The organism is Rhizorhapis sp. SPR117 (genome assembly GCF_021742065.1).
Window position 1 is genome coordinate 1 of sequence record NZ_JAKKIE010000030.1, and the last position, 13296, is coordinate 13296.

Below are 13296 nucleotides of genomic sequence, written 5' to 3' on the forward strand. Positions count from 1 at the left end.
ACTGATCAGAGCTACCGCGCCATGATCAACCTTGCGGCCCTGAAGATCGCTATGCGCTAAATGTCCACACGCCTTAGCTAAATCATACCGGGCGCCGCTGTTCGGGTCCGGCTGGACATAGAGGGCGCCGGCTCTTTCTGTTCCGGCGCAGTTCATGCCCAGATCGCTTCATTAGGAGGATTTGGAAATGAGAACCGCATTTGACTTCACACCCTATCGGCGTTCGACGGTCGGTTTCGATCGCCTGTTCAACCTGCTCGAGGCAGGGGCTCGCGAGGATGACGGCTATCCGCCCTTCGACATCCTGAAGGATGGCGAGGACAGCTACCGCATCACGCTCGCGGTCGCGGGCTTCCGACCCGAAGATATCGAGGTCGTCGCCCAGCAGAACCTGCTCACCGTCACCGGCACGCGTGCCGAGGACGACGGCCAGGGGGAATATCTGCACCGCGGCACCGCGGCGCGTGCATTCGAGCGGCGCTTCCAGCTTGCGGACTTCATCGAGGCCGGCGATGCCCGCTTCGAGAACGGTCTGCTCTCGATCGCGCTCAGGCGCGTCGTCCCCGAGGCCATGAAGCCCCGCAAGATCGCGATCGCCGGCAGCACGACTGCCAACGACCGCATCGAGGCGCCCAAGGACAAGGCCCGCGAAGCGGCCTGATCCTTGACCCACGGTTTGCCGGTCCCGCCTTTTTGGCGGGCCGGCAGGCCACGATCCATTCCAGCCAGAAAGGAGATGACCATCATGGCCATTCGTGATCTCATACCCTGGAGCCGGCAGGAAAACCGGCTTCCCGTTCCGGTCAGCGCCAAGCGCGACCAGGAGCCCGACCATCACCCGCTGCTGTCGCTGCACCGCGAGGTGAACCGCCTGTTCGACGATGTCTTCCGCGGCTTCGGCATACCCGGCTTCGGCGGTGTCGGCCGTGACCTTGCCTGGCCGCATGTCGAGCTTGGCGAGACCGACACGGAGATCCGCGTTACCGCCGAACTTCCCGGTCTCGACGAGAAGGACGTCGATATCACCGTCGAGGACGGCGTCCTGACGCTGCGCGGCGAGAAGCGCGCGCAGGTCGAGGACAAGGAGCGCGGCTATTCGGAGCGGAGCTATGGTCGCTTCGAACGTCGCATCGGCCTGCCGCAGGGCATCGACCGCGACAAGGCGGCGGCGACCTTCAAGAACGGCGTGCTGACCGTCACGCTACCCAGGTCGGAGGCGGCGAACGAGAATGTTCGCCGGATTCCGGTCAATGGCAAGGCGGCTTGACGACATGGCCCGGGACCTGCGTCCTGGGCCGCTCGCCAATGACTATCAGCGCCTTTCGTCTTGGGGGAGCGCATTTCCCGCAGACGCCGAGGCGATTGTCGAACCGCTCCCGGTGGCCGCCAACCAGGGTGGCCGCCGGAATCGCGGATGGCGGGTCCGCTTCAAGGCGCGCTGGGCACCCACGATCGATCCGCTGACGGGCTGGACAGGCGGCGGTGATCCGCTGGAAACGATCGAGCTGCGGTTTCCCGATCGCGAGTCGGCCGAGAATTATTGTGCACGCGAGGGCCTGGCTTTCCGCTGCGTTCGCCATTCTTCCCGTCTGCCCAATGGGCCGCGTCTCCCCGCCGACCCGGCGCCGATGCTGTGCTGCTGGCCGTCCGGCCCGCATGCGCTTTGCTGCGGCGCTTATCCGATCGCGGCGAGCACCCGGTTGATCATGGCCGCGTTGCTCGCCGCCTTCGGCAATTCTCGCCGCGCGAAAATCTGCAATCGCATCACGTCACGCTGCGGTAGGCGCAAGGTGACGGTCGCCTCGTCAATCTCGTCCAACGGCTTTCCCTGAACCGCTTTCCCCGATCGCACGAAGTGATCGAGCAGGCGCTTGCGATCGGCGAAGGTCCAGCCCAGCGCCTCCAGCTCGGCCGGTGATAGCGACAGCAGCGCCAGCGCGAATTCCATGATGTCGGCAAAGGGCAGACGGATCTGGATGGTCCGGCCGTCGCGCTCGCGCCAGCTGCCTGATGCCTTGGCTCACTGCGTGGCCTGGCCGCCCGAGCGCCCCTTTTGGTCAAGTGTGCGCATGGCCGCGAGCACATCATCGAGGCGGACGGGTTTGTCGAAGCCGGGCGGCTTCCTCAGCGATGGCTGGTTCTCGACCGCCACGCGGTCGGACGCCCAGGATGCGAGGATGGCGCGCTTCACCTCCGGCTCGAGGCTGGGATGCTTGGCGATATCAAAAGGGTGAAGAAATCGGGAAACAGGCTGCGACATGATGGGCCTCCTTTCGTTTCAGGTCGCTGCATTGATCCAGGGCCGACGGGGTCGGCCTAACAAGATTTGGAATTGATCAGCGCTCTATCAAGAGGCGTTGGGAAGGTTGTCGAACCATTCAGCGTAAGGCGCGGTCCGCGCCATATGTCGATTGAAATCCGGGGCGCCGTCACTCCACCAGACCGGCCCGCGTTCACCTAGCGCGCGCTTTGCTTCATCGACTGACGCATGGGCATCAGCCTCGGCCTCAGCGTCACCCACGCTTGGCGACGCCTACAGCTCGCCGCGCCGTCATCAGCTCCTTGACCAGCCGGTGGCGCGTATCGGGGTGGAGCGACGGGTTCGACATTCGCCACAGCCGTCCGCGCACAACGAAATAGCGTCCGTCCGGCGTAACGGGATAATCCATGATTGCGCGAAGGCGCTCAGCCTTTCTTGGCCGGCAGTCCCTTGCGCTTGGTGCTCGCAAACTCCTCGAGCTGATTCTCCGTCATGGATTCCTCCATCTGCTTGGACGCCCCCTTGAGCTTGGATTTCGGCTGTTCGCCGCGCTTTGCAGCGAGCGCGGCGCCGGCGGCTTTCTGCTGGGCCTTTGACGTGGCGGGCATGGGCAGTCTCCTTCGCGTGATTCAACGCGCGAACGGTCAACGCGTTGCCCCGGTAGCGAGGAGGCGACCGTCATCGTCATTTCCGGTTCAGGCTTTCATCCTCTTGCTGGAGCCGGGGCGGCTGCTCCTTTCGCGGGACCTGACGCGCTGGCGCGGCTCCAGATCGAGCCTGTGTGCGAGGCCGCTGCGGACTTGTGGCCCGAAATCGGGCGCGAATTTATCGACTGCCCAACCCATGAGGGTCTGTCAGACCTTTAGGGAGCAACAACACTGAGCCTGTCGCCACATGATCATTTGCATCCCACAAGGGAGATCAGCATGTCCGCTCCAACCCATTTCGTTCACGTCTATGCCACCGTCCGCGTCAAAACTGGGCGTTACCGCCCATGGTCAGAATGAAGCGATGAAGGAGGCTGATCGCCTTCTCTTTGCCAACGGTTTTGGCGTTCGCCTAATCCCAGGTGCTGCAGGCGTGCTTGAGGCGGACTATGCCGAAGAGGTGTCCGGCTATCTTGTCGACGAGGCGGGCGACCACGAATATCACCGGAGCCGGGTCTATGCTGCCGATGGTGAGCCCGTTTCCTGAAATATAACCCGCGGGGCGGTCTTGAATATGACCAAAGACTAGTCATATAACTAGTCTGTTAGGAGAATTGAGATGAAGTCGTGGCCTGTACAGGATGCCAAAGCACGCTTCAGCGAATTGCTGGCGGCTTGTGCCGCACAGGGCCCGCAAATGGTCACCAAGCGAGGTGTCGAAACGGCGGTGCTCGTGCCTGCGGCCGAATGGCATCGAATTCAACAACGCTCGCGCCCCACGCTTAAGCAATTGCTCCTTTCGGATCGTGAACGCGGCGACCTTGCGATTCCTGCCCGGGGTGCCCGTAAGCGCCGCGTTGCCAAAGCATTGTAGATGTTCCTTCTCGACACCAACATCGTCTCGGAGCTTCGTCGTGCTCGTCCCCACGGCGCCGTGCTTGCCTGGCTGGAAGCCCAGGAGGATGCCGACCTTTACCTTTCGGCGGTCACCTTGGGAGAGATTCAGGCCGGCATCGAGATTACGCGGACGCAGGATCCACTTCGGGCGGCGCAGATCGAAGCCTGGGCTGATGAACTGGCGTCGGTATGGAACATCTTGTCTGCCGACGTGGCGATCTTCAGGCTCTGGGCGAAGCTCATGCATCGCCAACCAGACCATCTTTATGAGGACGCGCTGATCGCAGCGACCGCGCAGATCCACAACCTCACTGTCGTCACGCGCAACACAACTGATTTCACGGCCTTTGGAGTGCCGCTATTCAATCCGTTCGGATCGTGACCTGCAAGCCTTGATCCTGTCGCATACGCAGCGCCTGGCCAGCCTCCATAGAACACGTTGTCGCCCAGATCCTTCATCTCGAGAATCTCTAGATCGGGTCTCCCTTCGGGTTGCTTGTGGACGTGCACCTGGGTGACTTCGCCATTCCCGAACAAAAGAGAGAACCTGACTGGAGGCTATCCATTACCCGCTCAGATCAGTTGTCAAGAAACAGGCGCCGTACCATCGACCGATGAAGCATTGCCTGCCGCTCCAAAATCGAAGGGTCGGCCAAGGCCCGCTGCATGATGATGCTGCCATCGGCGATGACGGTCATCTGGTCGGCGAGGTCGGAGATGTCTACTGCGACGCGCGGCGGATGCACCGGGACGATCTCTTCCAGCCAGCGCAGGAACCGTGCGCGCCATGCCAGCATTCCCTCCCGATTGAGGCGCACCACGGTCTCGTCGAACAGCCGGTCCTGGTAGGTCAGCGTGGAGACGATGCAGCCCGGATGCTGCGCGATCATGTCGCGGACCATTTCCGAATATAGTTTCAGGAAGATCAGGAAGGCGTGCAGGGGATCGTCATGAAGTTCCCTCGCCCGAACCTCGAGCTGGTCCAGCACGATCTCGCTCTCCGCCAGATAGCGTTCGAGCAACTGACGCGCGAGATCATTCTTGTCCTTGAAATGATAAAAGAATCCGCTCTTGGTAATCCCGGCCGCCTCGACCAGTTCCTCGATCGACGTCGCGGCGAAGCCCTTCTGGATGATCGCGTCATAGGCAAAGTCGAGCAGCCGCTCGTGCGTTTGCGACCGTTTGCGGGTCGACAACTGTACCGAAGGTAGAGTTTGCCGGGGCGCGGCAGGGCACATGGCAGTCACTCGGGTGATGTCGCGGATGCACTTTGTTAGCATATACCGGGCCTTACCGCCATTCGACCATAGCTGACCCTGTGCCCGGTAGATTGGCCGGATTGCCGCGCGTAAAATTGGGCGCATAACAGGATAATGGAGTGGATCATGCGCCCTCATACCCTTTCACCGCTTCCGCCATTCGACCGGCTGTTCCTCACCGATGCGGGCCTCGAAACGGATCTCATCTATAATCACGGCATCGACCTGCCGTTTTTCGCGTCGATCTCGCTTCTGCGGACCGAAAGCGGCCGGCAGGCGTTGAAGGACTATTACCGGCCTTATCTGGAACTGGCGGCGCGGCATGGCGCGGGCTTCGTGCTGGAGAGCGTGAGCTGGCGTGCAAGCCCCGACTGGGCAGTGCCATTGGGCCTGACGCCAGCGGAACTCGATGCCCTGAATGTCGCCTCGGTCGATCTGCTGCATGAATTGCGTGACGCGTTTGAACCCCATGGCTTCCCCATATTGGTGAGCGGATGCATGGGGCCTCGGGGAGACGGTTATGATCCGGGCCGGATCATGAGCCGCATCGAGGCAGAGGACTATCATAGCCATCAGGCCGCGATCCTGTCTTCCGCCCGGCCGGACATGCTGTCGGCGTTCACGATGAACAATGTGAACGAGGCGATCGGCATCACCCGCGCAGCGGCGGCTACTGCCCGGCCGTTCGTCCTGTCCTTCACGGTCGAAACCGATGGGCGCCTGCCGACAGGCGATCCGCTCGGCGCCGCCATTGAGGTGGTTGACGCGGCGACCGAGGACTATCCCGCCTATTACATGATCAACTGCGCACATCCGGAGCATTTCGCGACGACGTTGGATGAGGACGCGGATTGGGTGGCGCGCATCCGGGGCATCCGGGCGAATGCATCGCGCTGCAGCCATGCCGAACTCGACGCGATGACCGCGCTGGATGCCGGCGACCCCCGCGACCTCGCGCTGCGCTATCGGGCGTTGCGTGCTCGCCACCCCCAGATACAGGTCCTTGGCGGCTGTTGCGGGACCGATCACCGGCACGTCGAGGCTATCGCCAGCGAGTGCCTGCTGGCCACGAACTGAACCGCCGCCTTCGAAAATGAGAGGTTCTGACCATGACAGATACGATCATCAATCCGAACAGGGCATTGTGGGAGAAGGGTGATTTCACCCGCCTCGCCGCAACCATGCGGGACAGCGGAGACGCGCTCATCGCCACATTGGATGTTGGCCCCGGGATGGACGTCCTCGATCTTGGTTGCGGCGACGGGACAACCGCCCTGCCATCCGCGCGGCGAGGCGCCAGGGTTCTTGGCGTCGACATCGCCTCGAACCTGGTTGCGGCAGGCATTCGTCGCGCCCGTGAAGCGGGACTGGACAATCTTCATTTCCAGCAGGGCGACGCTTCGTCGCTCGATGATCTCTCCGACGGGCGTTTCGATCTGGTGGTCAGCATGTTTGGCGCGATGTTCGCCCCCAGGCCGTTCGACACTGCGCGCGAGATGGTGCGCGTGACCCGCTCGGGCGGACGCATCGTCATGGGCAACTGGATACCCGGGGACCCGACGCTCGTCGCCCGTATCCTGCAGATCTGCGCCGCCTACACCCCGCCACCGCCGGAAGGCTTCGTCAGCCCGATCAGCTGGGGGCTGGAAGATCAGGTCAACGAGCGCTTCGGCGCGGCGGGCATCGGTCGGGAAAACATCGCCTGCGAGCGTGCGACTTACACGTTCCGCTATGCAGGGCCGTCATCGGCGTTCCTGTCCGTGTTTCGCGATTATTACGGCCCGACCATGAACGCGTTCGACGCGGCCGATAAGGATGGCCGGCGCGACGATCTGCAGGCGGAACTGGAAAAGCTTTTCGCCAGCGAAAATCGCGGCGGCGCAGACTCAACGGAAATCCCCGCGACCTACCTCAAGGTGACAGTCCGAGTCTGAAATGACGAGTTGTGGCCGACCCAGGGCCTGCTCAGGCGAAAGCCTGATCCGCTGCCCCTCCGCATGAGGTGCGGGCATTGCCTTTGGCGCGTTCGGGAGACGCAAGGAAGATGGGCGCGTGACAAGCCGATGGACTAAAGTGGCCGATGTCCCTGCCAAGCACGCGCCGTATCAGGATCCGTGTCGAACGCAGCGCAACATGCAGTGGCCCCGCAAGGCCGGGATTGGCGGCTTTTTCTCTTGCGGGCAGGGCATTTGTCTCGAGCAGCGTGAACAGGCGCCTTTCGTCTTCAGTGAGATCGGCTCTGGCCGGCTCACCGGCACGAAAACGCTGACCCAACCAGGCCTCATGAACGGCGAGCAAGGCGGCAATGGCGGGGGCGAGAAATCCGGCATGATGGGTTTCGAGTCGGGCAAACAAGGTCGGGAGGACCGGCCGCTGGCGGTCAATCGCCTCACGCCAACAACGCACCGCATCGACGACGAGCGATTCGGGAGCCCAAGGGGCTGCGGCGATCATGGGACTCGCGTGGAACAAGGCGACCTCCTATCGTAAGATCCCCTGTTTCTGATTGCTCCGGTCAATAAGCTAGGACGGTCATGTTGCAGCGGCAAGACAATGTGTCATTGCGCTGCGGCGGGCTGGTGGTCAGGCTCGCCGTGATGTCCCGACTGCCTGGCTGTCGTCACGTTTTCATTCCCTGCGAGGATGTCGGGACGTCGCACATTATTCCTTGATCAGCGGTGCACGTCGGTCGTGTACTGTTCGACGTGTCTTTACCGTCCGAGGGCAAATATCATGCGACTTCACAGCTTTGTTTTCGGATTGGTCGTCGTTGCCGTGTCGGCGGCGTTTCTGTGGGTGATCAGCCCTTATGCGGGCGCTGTCCTGTGGGGCGTTATCTTCGCGATCATGTTCATCGGCATGAAGGAGCGCCTGTCGGCCCGTTTTGGCGGTCGGGATGGCCTGGCGTCGCTCTTGACGCTGCTCGTCATCATCGCGCTGGTGATCGTTCCGTCGATCCTGCTGGCCTCGCTCGTCCTCAACGAAGCAGTTCATGCGTATCAGAATGTCTCCGCCAGCGGGTTTAACCCCAACGGCTTCGTTGAGAAGGTTCTTGCGGCCGCACCGGACTGGGCCCAACCGATGTTGCAGTCGGCCTTGGGCGGGGCGTCTGACGCGGCCGGGACGATATCCCGGGTTCTGACCGGCGCCTTGTCGTCACTGTCGTCCGCGGCCTTGAGCCTCGGTCAATCGGCGGCCGCTCTGGTCATTGCCTTCGGCGTCACGCTCTACCTCACCTTTTTTCTGCTCAGGGATGGGCGAAGCCTCGCCGAAAAGATCGCGACGACCGTACCGCTCGATCGCGAGTTCTATGATGCCCTGAGCGAGCGTTTCGTCCAGGTCATCAGGGCGATGATCAAGGGATCGCTTGTCGTCGCCGTGGCCCAGGGCATGATTGGGGGCGTGGTTTTTGCTCTGTTGGGTATTCCCGGAGCGGCCTTGTGGGGCACGCTGATGGGCGCGATGTCGTTGATCCCCGCAGTGGGGACGGGAATAGTCTGGGTTCCGGTTGCGCTGTACCTGCTTTTCACCGGATCGATAACGGAAGGGCTGATCCTGATTGCCTGCGGCGCCCTCATCATCAGCACGGTCGACAATGTGCTGCGTCCGATCCTCGTCGGCCGGGAAACCAAAATGCCCGATCCGCTGATCCTGATTTCGACGCTCGGCGGTATCGCGGTCGCCGGCTTCAACGGGCTCATTATCGGTCCCGTCATCGCCGCCATGTTCATCACCGTCTGGAGCATGGCCGGCAAGGCGGCGGATCATGTCCGGCGCAACGAGTCCCCCTGATCGACATAGTCGTCAGCTCCCTCATCGATCAGACGGCCTAAGCTCTGCACGGTGGTGTATTTTCGCGCTTATGCCGAGGAAGGAGCCAAGGGTACACCTTCGCCTCATTGGCTGATCTTTGGCGATGGACTCGAGAGCTGATCCCGATCTCAAAGAGGAAGATCGCCCCCTGAAGGCATGAGGTCGGAAAGCGTCATCCAGCCTGGGCCTGAATATGCGGCGTTGTCACGCTGAGAGGCCTGACAATATCGAATATCGGGTAATGCTCGTCAGGTTCCCGTCAGATTTGGCGGCGATGTTCGCATGCGCCGAGCAAGACGCCCCTGGCTTCTTGTCCGAAATCAATCCCAAAGCTGGCCCGATCGCTACAGGGTGAAGTGAACAATTGGCACAAAGGCCGGGCAAGGATCAAAATGCGCAACCTGCGACTTACATTCTGGGGCCTGGCCGCCATGGTCACCCTGTTGTGGCTTTTGGCGGACCTTTCCGTATTCCGGTCATCCGGCTTTTTCGCGATCCGCAACGCAGCGGTGCAGTATAGCGGTGTCCTGGCGATCATCTGCATGAGCGTCGCGATGATCCTCGCCATCCGCCCGCGCTGGCCTGAGCATTGGCTGGGCGGGCTGGACAAGATGTATCGGATCCACAAATGGCTCGGCATTGCGGCACTGGTCACGGCAATCGTTCACTGGCTGTGGGCGAAGGGTCCGAAATGGGCCGTGGGATGGGGCTGGCTCGAACGACCGTCGCGTGGCCCGCAACCGCCCACAAGCAATCCTGTCGAAGCCCTGTTCGCCAATCTCCGCCACACGGCGGAGGGCCTGGGCGAGTGGGCCTTTTATGCCGTGGTTGCGCTGATCGCGGTCGCGCTCATCCAGCGTATTCCCTACAGCTTCTTCTACCGGACGCATCGGTTTCTGGCGCTGGTCTATCTCGTTCTGGTCTTCCACGCCGTGGTCCTGACGACGTTCGGTTACTGGATGTCTCCGTTCGGCCTCACGCTGGCGGTGCTGCTTTCCTACGGTACATGGGCGGCGATACTCGTTCTGTTGCGCCGCGCAGGCCGGAACCGGCAGGTGTCGGGCAGGATCACCGCCATCCATTATTATCCGGGCGTGCGGGCGCTCGAGACCACGCTCGACGTGGAGCAGGGGTGGCCGGGCCACCGACCCGGCCAGTTCGCCTTTGCCGTGTCGGACCCGGCCGAAGGACCGCACCCCTATACCATCGCGTCCGCCTGGAGCGAGCAGGAGCGGCGGATCACCTTCATTGCCAAGGGACTGGGGGATCATACGCGCCGCCTGCCCGAAAAACTGCATGTCGGCCAGGAGGTCAGGATCGAGGGTCCTTATGGATGCTTCTCATTCGATGACGATTGCGCCCGTCAGATCTGGATCGGCGGCGGTATCGGCATCACGCCGTTCATTGCCCGAATGCAGTATCTGGCCCAGAGCGCCGGTGGAGCGCGCCCGGAAATCGATCTGTTCTACTCCACGGCCGAAGTTGACGAGGAGGCGCTGGACAAGCTGAAAGCGGATGCGGCGGCAGCCCATATTCGCCTGCATGTTCTGATCGATACGCGCGATGGCCGCCTCGATGGCGAACGGATACGCGCTACCGTGCCCGAATGGAGGGAGGCCAGCATCTGGTTTTGCGGCCCCATCGGCTTTGGTGAAATGTTGCGCCGGGACTTCGCAGCGCTGGGCTTCCCCGTGGCGAAGCGTTTCCACCAGGAGCTCTTCGCGATGCGCTAAGCCAAGGCGATATATCCAAAAAATACGACTTGTCATCTCGACATCAGCAGAGCCGATTCCTAGAGAACCCTTCCCGTGACCACGCTTCGTTCCTTCCTTGCCCGGCATCGCTGGCTGGCCGTCTGGCTGGCCGGCGCTGCGCTCATGATGAAGGTGCTGGTGCCGGCCGGGTTCATGCCGACCGTCTCGTCCGGTGCGATATTGGTCCAGCTCTGCTCGGGCCAGGGTCTGCAGACGGCCATGCTGGAGATCCCCGGTCAATCCGGCGATCACGATCCTGCGGATCACAAGCAGGCCGAAATGCCTTGCGCTTTCTCGGGTCTGTCCTCGCCGGCGCTCGCCGCCGCCGATCCGGTCCTGCTGGCGCTCGCCATCGCCTTCATCCTGGCGATGGGCTTTCTTGCCGTATCTTTCGTGCTGCCCTCTGCCTCGCCATTCCTGCGTCCTCCGCCAATAGGACCGCCAACAGCCGCCTGATCCTCTTCGCTGTTCATTTTTCAACGGCGTGCGGACTGCCGCGCGCCCGGATCAGGATATTTCCATGTCTGTCATTTCCAAAGCCGCAAGCGCGGCTGCAATACTCTATGGCCTGTCGGCCGCGAACGTCTTTGCACAGGACACGCAGGTCCTTCCTTCGATCGAGATCGATTCCGATGATCTTCCTACCGGCCCGGTGTCATCCGAGACCCTGTCACGTGACCGGATCGCGCCGCTGCAATCAGGAACGAGCGATACGACGGCGGTGATCAGCCGCCTGCCTGGGGTCAGCAGCTACAGCGCTGGCGGGTTTTCCGGGCTGCCGGTGATCCGGGGCCTCGAAATCCGTCGGTTGACCGTTCTTGTCGATGGCGTGCCGATCGACATCGCCTGCGCCAACGAGATGAATGCGCCGCTATCCTATACCGATCCGCAGACGATTGATGCGATCAGCGTCATCACCGGGGTGACGCCGGTCAGCATGGGCGGTGATAGCATCGGCGGGGCGATTTCCGTCGAAACGCAGACACCGCGGTTCGCCAAAGCTGGCGAAACATTACTGACGGGAGAGCTCTCTGCCTTCTATCGCAGCAATGGTGACGGTTTCGGTGGCGCGCTTTCGGTCACGGCGGCAAGCGACCGGCTCAGCCTCAGCTATGCCGGTTCCTTCACCCAGTCCGACAATTACAAAGGCGGCGACCATGACGGCATCGTCCGTTCGACCGAATATAAGAAAACGGACCATGCGCTGAGTCTCGCCGCGCAAACCGATATCGGCCTGTTCGAGCTGAAGGGCGGCTATCAGTACGCGCCCTATGAGGGCTTTGCGAACCAGTATATGGACATGACTTCCAATAAGTCCTGGTATCTGAACGGCCACTGGAAGGGCGCTTTCGACTGGGGCGATCTGGACCTGCGCGCCTTCTATCGCGACACCGACCATCGGATGAATTTCCTCGCGGACAAGGGCGGCAGCGCAAACGGCGGCATGCCCATGAACACCGAGACGCACAGCGCCGGCTATACGCTCAAGGGCGACATAGTGCTGTCCAGTCGCGACACGCTGCGTCTCGGCAGCGAGTTCCACCACCAATGGCTCAACGACTATTGGCCGGCAGTCGCGGGCAACATGATGATGGGGCCGAACACCTATATCAATATCAACGGCGCGAAGCGCGACCGGCTCGGCACCTTCGCCGAGTGGGAGGCGAAGTGGACGCCGCAAATCACCACGCTGATCGGCGTGCGCAACGATCAGGTCTGGATGAACACCGGCGAGGTCCAGCCCTATTCCACCTCGATGATGAACATGGCCGACGCGATGGCGGCCACCGCGTTCAACGCGGCGGATCGCAAGCGGCATGACAGCAACTGGAGCGCCACGGCTCTTGTCCGTTATGCGCTGAGCGAGCAGGCGACCCTGGAACTGGGCTATGCGCGCAAGAGCCGTTCGCCCACCGTCTATGAACGCTACAGCTGGGGCCGCGGTTCGATGTCGAGCCGGATGATCGGCTGGTTCGGTGATGGCAATGGCTATGTCGGTGATCCCGGCCTGAAGCCCGAACGAGCCGATACCGTGAGCGCCGCGGTCAGTTTGAAAGGCGCCGCCGCCGATGGCTGGTCGCTCAGGATCGCCCCCTTTTATACGCGCGTCCACAATTATATCGACGTCGTGAAGCTGGCTGATTTCACCAATATGATGGGCATGCCGACGGGATTTGTGCAGCTTCGCTTCGCCAACCGCGACGCTGAGCTTTATGGCGTCGATGTCTCGGGATCGCTTGCGCTGTGGCAGTCGTCCTCGGCCGGAACCGCGAAATTGATAGGAACGGCAAGCTGGCTGCGCGGGCGCAATCTGGACGACGGCGGGTCACTCTACCATCAGATGCCGTTCAACGCGACGTTTGCGCTGGAGCACCGGCTTGGCGGCTGGGAAAGTACGGTCGAACTGGCGGTCGTGGCGGACAAGAACCGGGTCGACGCCACGCGCAACGAATCCCGGACGAACGGCTATGCGCTCGTCAACCTTCGCACGGGCTATGCCTGGGGCAAGTATCGGCTGGGCCTGGACGTTCAGAACCTGTTCGACAAGGGCTATGATCTGCCGCTGGGCGGCATGTCGCTCGGCGATTACAAGGCGACCGGCGACTTGCGGCCAGTGCCGGGCCGTGGCCGCTCCTTCAACATCGGCCTGACCGCGAAGTTCTGAG

The 13296-nt window shown here is 62.1% G+C and carries 18 protein-coding genes and 1 pseudogene; 12 read left to right on the forward strand and 7 right to left on the reverse strand.

The genetic code is table 11. From position 1 onward, the window contains the following. The first annotated feature begins 187 nt into the window (after positions 1-187). From L3X40_RS12480 to L3X40_RS12490, 3 genes and pseudogenes are all read left to right on the forward strand, one after another. The gene (locus L3X40_RS12480; protein ID WP_237365937.1) at positions 188-661 is read left to right on the forward strand and encodes an Hsp20 family protein; all 474 of its coding nucleotides are present in this window, start codon (positions 188-190) and stop codon (positions 659-661) included. Between the two features lie 84 nt (positions 662-745). Beyond that, a complete protein-coding gene (locus L3X40_RS12485) occupies positions 746-1267 on the forward strand; it encodes an Hsp20/alpha crystallin family protein (protein WP_067109818.1) in 522 nt (173 codons plus the stop codon). A 4-nt stretch (positions 1268-1271) separates the two neighbouring features. Then, positions 1272-1565 (forward strand): annotated as a pseudogene (locus tag L3X40_RS12490) (NADH dehydrogenase ubiquinone Fe-S protein 4); the annotation flags it as partial. A 110-nt stretch (positions 1566-1675) separates the two neighbouring features. Here L3X40_RS12490 and L3X40_RS12495 read toward each other — a convergent pair. The 5 genes from L3X40_RS12495 to L3X40_RS12510 form a co-directional block, all read right to left on the reverse strand. Then, entirely contained in the window at positions 1676-1948 is a 273-nt protein-coding gene (locus L3X40_RS12495; RefSeq protein ID WP_237365952.1) for a hypothetical protein, read from the reverse strand. Positions 1949-2020: 72 nt separating this feature from the next. Further along, positions 2021-2260 (reverse strand): hypothetical protein, encoded by a 240-nt coding sequence (locus L3X40_RS12500; RefSeq protein WP_067109808.1) that lies wholly within the window; start codon positions 2258-2260, stop codon positions 2021-2023. A gap of 87 nt (positions 2261-2347) precedes the next feature. Then, positions 2348-2521 (reverse strand): hypothetical protein, encoded by a 174-nt coding sequence (locus tag L3X40_RS22430; RefSeq protein WP_338331143.1) that lies wholly within the window; start codon positions 2519-2521, stop codon positions 2348-2350. Next, a complete protein-coding gene (locus tag L3X40_RS22435) occupies positions 2514-2669 on the reverse strand; it encodes a hypothetical protein (protein ID WP_311768329.1) in 156 nt (51 codons plus the stop codon). Before L3X40_RS22435 ends, L3X40_RS22430 begins: the two co-directional genes overlap by 8 nt. Positions 2670-2685: 16 nt before the next feature. Continuing rightward, positions 2686-2868: a DUF3008 family protein gene (locus tag L3X40_RS12510; RefSeq protein ID WP_067109805.1), complete on the reverse strand. Its 183-nt coding sequence runs from the start codon at positions 2866-2868 to the stop codon at positions 2686-2688. 403 nt (positions 2869-3271) lie between these two features. Here L3X40_RS12510 and L3X40_RS12515 point away from each other — a divergent pair, with 403 nt between their 5' ends. The 3 genes from L3X40_RS12515 (at position 3272) to L3X40_RS12525 (ending at position 4186) form a co-directional block, all read left to right on the forward strand. Then, entirely contained in the window at positions 3272-3454 is a 183-nt protein-coding gene (locus tag L3X40_RS12515; RefSeq protein WP_237365938.1) for a hypothetical protein, read from the forward strand. A gap of 72 nt (positions 3455-3526) precedes the next feature. Then, on the forward strand, positions 3527-3781 hold the full coding sequence (locus L3X40_RS12520) for a type II toxin-antitoxin system Phd/YefM family antitoxin (RefSeq protein WP_082797110.1): 255 nt from the start codon (positions 3527-3529) through the stop codon (positions 3779-3781). After that, complete coding sequence (locus L3X40_RS12525; protein WP_067109802.1) at positions 3782-4186, forward strand: type II toxin-antitoxin system VapC family toxin; 405 nt, start codon at positions 3782-3784, stop codon at positions 4184-4186. Positions 4187-4382: 196 nt separating this feature from the next. Here L3X40_RS12525 and L3X40_RS12530 read toward each other — a convergent pair whose 3' ends face one another. After that, positions 4383-5084 (reverse strand): TetR/AcrR family transcriptional regulator, encoded by a 702-nt coding sequence (locus L3X40_RS12530; protein ID WP_199739997.1) that lies wholly within the window; start codon positions 5082-5084, stop codon positions 4383-4385. Positions 5085-5189: 105 nt separating this feature from the next. On the opposite strand from L3X40_RS12530, the gene L3X40_RS12535 reads away from it, so the two are divergent. Beyond that, positions 5190-6140 carry a homocysteine S-methyltransferase family protein gene (locus L3X40_RS12535; protein WP_067109870.1) on the forward strand — a complete coding sequence of 317 codons (951 nt, stop codon included), beginning with the start codon at positions 5190-5192 and terminating at the stop codon, positions 6138-6140. Positions 6141-6172: 32 nt separating this feature from the next. Then, a complete protein-coding gene (locus tag L3X40_RS12540) occupies positions 6173-6997 on the forward strand; it encodes a class I SAM-dependent methyltransferase (protein ID WP_067109796.1) in 825 nt (274 codons plus the stop codon). A 31-nt stretch (positions 6998-7028) separates the two neighbouring features. Here L3X40_RS12540 and L3X40_RS12545 read toward each other — a convergent pair whose 3' ends face one another. Beyond that, on the reverse strand, positions 7029-7535 hold the full coding sequence (locus L3X40_RS12545; RefSeq protein ID WP_237365939.1) for a hypothetical protein: 507 nt from the start codon (positions 7533-7535) through the stop codon (positions 7029-7031). Positions 7536-7796: 261 nt separating this feature from the next. On the opposite strand from L3X40_RS12545, the gene L3X40_RS12550 reads away from it, so the two are divergent. The 4 genes from L3X40_RS12550 (at position 7797) to L3X40_RS12565 (ending at position 13295) form a co-directional block, all read left to right on the forward strand. Continuing rightward, positions 7797-8855, forward strand: a complete 1059-nt coding sequence (locus L3X40_RS12550) for an AI-2E family transporter (protein ID WP_067109789.1) — start codon at positions 7797-7799, stop codon at positions 8853-8855. Positions 8856-9268: 413 nt separating this feature from the next. Beyond that, positions 9269-10609 (forward strand): ferredoxin reductase family protein, encoded by a 1341-nt coding sequence (locus L3X40_RS12555; RefSeq protein ID WP_237365940.1) that lies wholly within the window; start codon positions 9269-9271, stop codon positions 10607-10609. Between the two features lie 75 nt (positions 10610-10684). Continuing rightward, on the forward strand, positions 10685-11086 hold the full coding sequence (locus L3X40_RS12560) for a hypothetical protein (protein WP_174521655.1): 402 nt from the start codon (positions 10685-10687) through the stop codon (positions 11084-11086). A gap of 64 nt (positions 11087-11150) precedes the next feature. Next, on the forward strand, positions 11151-13295 hold the full coding sequence (locus L3X40_RS12565; protein WP_237365941.1) for a TonB-dependent receptor: 2145 nt from the start codon (positions 11151-11153) through the stop codon (positions 13293-13295). Position 13296 lies beyond the last annotated feature (1 nt).

What these genes read in the sequence shown, in the direction of transcription:
- L3X40_RS12480 (WP_237365937.1), top strand. Translation starts at nt 188, where the DNA reads ATGAGAACCGCATTTGACTTCACACCCTATCGGCGTTCGACGGTCGGT.
- L3X40_RS12485 (WP_067109818.1), top strand. Translation starts at nt 746, where the DNA reads ATGGCCATTCGTGATCTCATACCCTGGAGCCGGCAGGAAAACCGGCTT.
- L3X40_RS12495 (WP_237365952.1), bottom strand. Translation starts at nt 1,948, where the DNA reads ATGGAATTCGCGCTGGCGCTGCTGTCGCTATCACCGGCCGAGCTGGAG.
- L3X40_RS12500 (WP_067109808.1), bottom strand. Translation starts at nt 2,260, where the DNA reads ATGTCGCAGCCTGTTTCCCGATTTCTTCACCCTTTTGATATCGCCAAG.
- L3X40_RS22435 (WP_311768329.1), bottom strand. Translation starts at nt 2,669, where the DNA reads ATGGATTATCCCGTTACGCCGGACGGACGCTATTTCGTTGTGCGCGGA.
- L3X40_RS12510 (WP_067109805.1), bottom strand. Translation starts at nt 2,868, where the DNA reads ATGCCCGCCACGTCAAAGGCCCAGCAGAAAGCCGCCGGCGCCGCGCTC.
- L3X40_RS12515 (WP_237365938.1), top strand. Translation starts at nt 3,272, where the DNA reads ATGAAGGAGGCTGATCGCCTTCTCTTTGCCAACGGTTTTGGCGTTCGC.
- L3X40_RS12520 (WP_082797110.1), top strand. Translation starts at nt 3,527, where the DNA reads ATGAAGTCGTGGCCTGTACAGGATGCCAAAGCACGCTTCAGCGAATTG.
- L3X40_RS12525 (WP_067109802.1), top strand. Translation starts at nt 3,782, where the DNA reads ATGTTCCTTCTCGACACCAACATCGTCTCGGAGCTTCGTCGTGCTCGT.
- L3X40_RS12530 (WP_199739997.1), bottom strand. Translation starts at nt 5,084, where the DNA reads ATGCTAACAAAGTGCATCCGCGACATCACCCGAGTGACTGCCATGTGC.
- L3X40_RS12535 (WP_067109870.1), top strand. Translation starts at nt 5,190, where the DNA reads ATGCGCCCTCATACCCTTTCACCGCTTCCGCCATTCGACCGGCTGTTC.
- L3X40_RS12540 (WP_067109796.1), top strand. Translation starts at nt 6,173, where the DNA reads ATGACAGATACGATCATCAATCCGAACAGGGCATTGTGGGAGAAGGGT.
- L3X40_RS12550 (WP_067109789.1), top strand. Translation starts at nt 7,797, where the DNA reads ATGCGACTTCACAGCTTTGTTTTCGGATTGGTCGTCGTTGCCGTGTCG.
- L3X40_RS12555 (WP_237365940.1), top strand. Translation starts at nt 9,269, where the DNA reads ATGCGCAACCTGCGACTTACATTCTGGGGCCTGGCCGCCATGGTCACC.
- L3X40_RS12565 (WP_237365941.1), top strand. Translation starts at nt 11,151, where the DNA reads ATGTCTGTCATTTCCAAAGCCGCAAGCGCGGCTGCAATACTCTATGGC.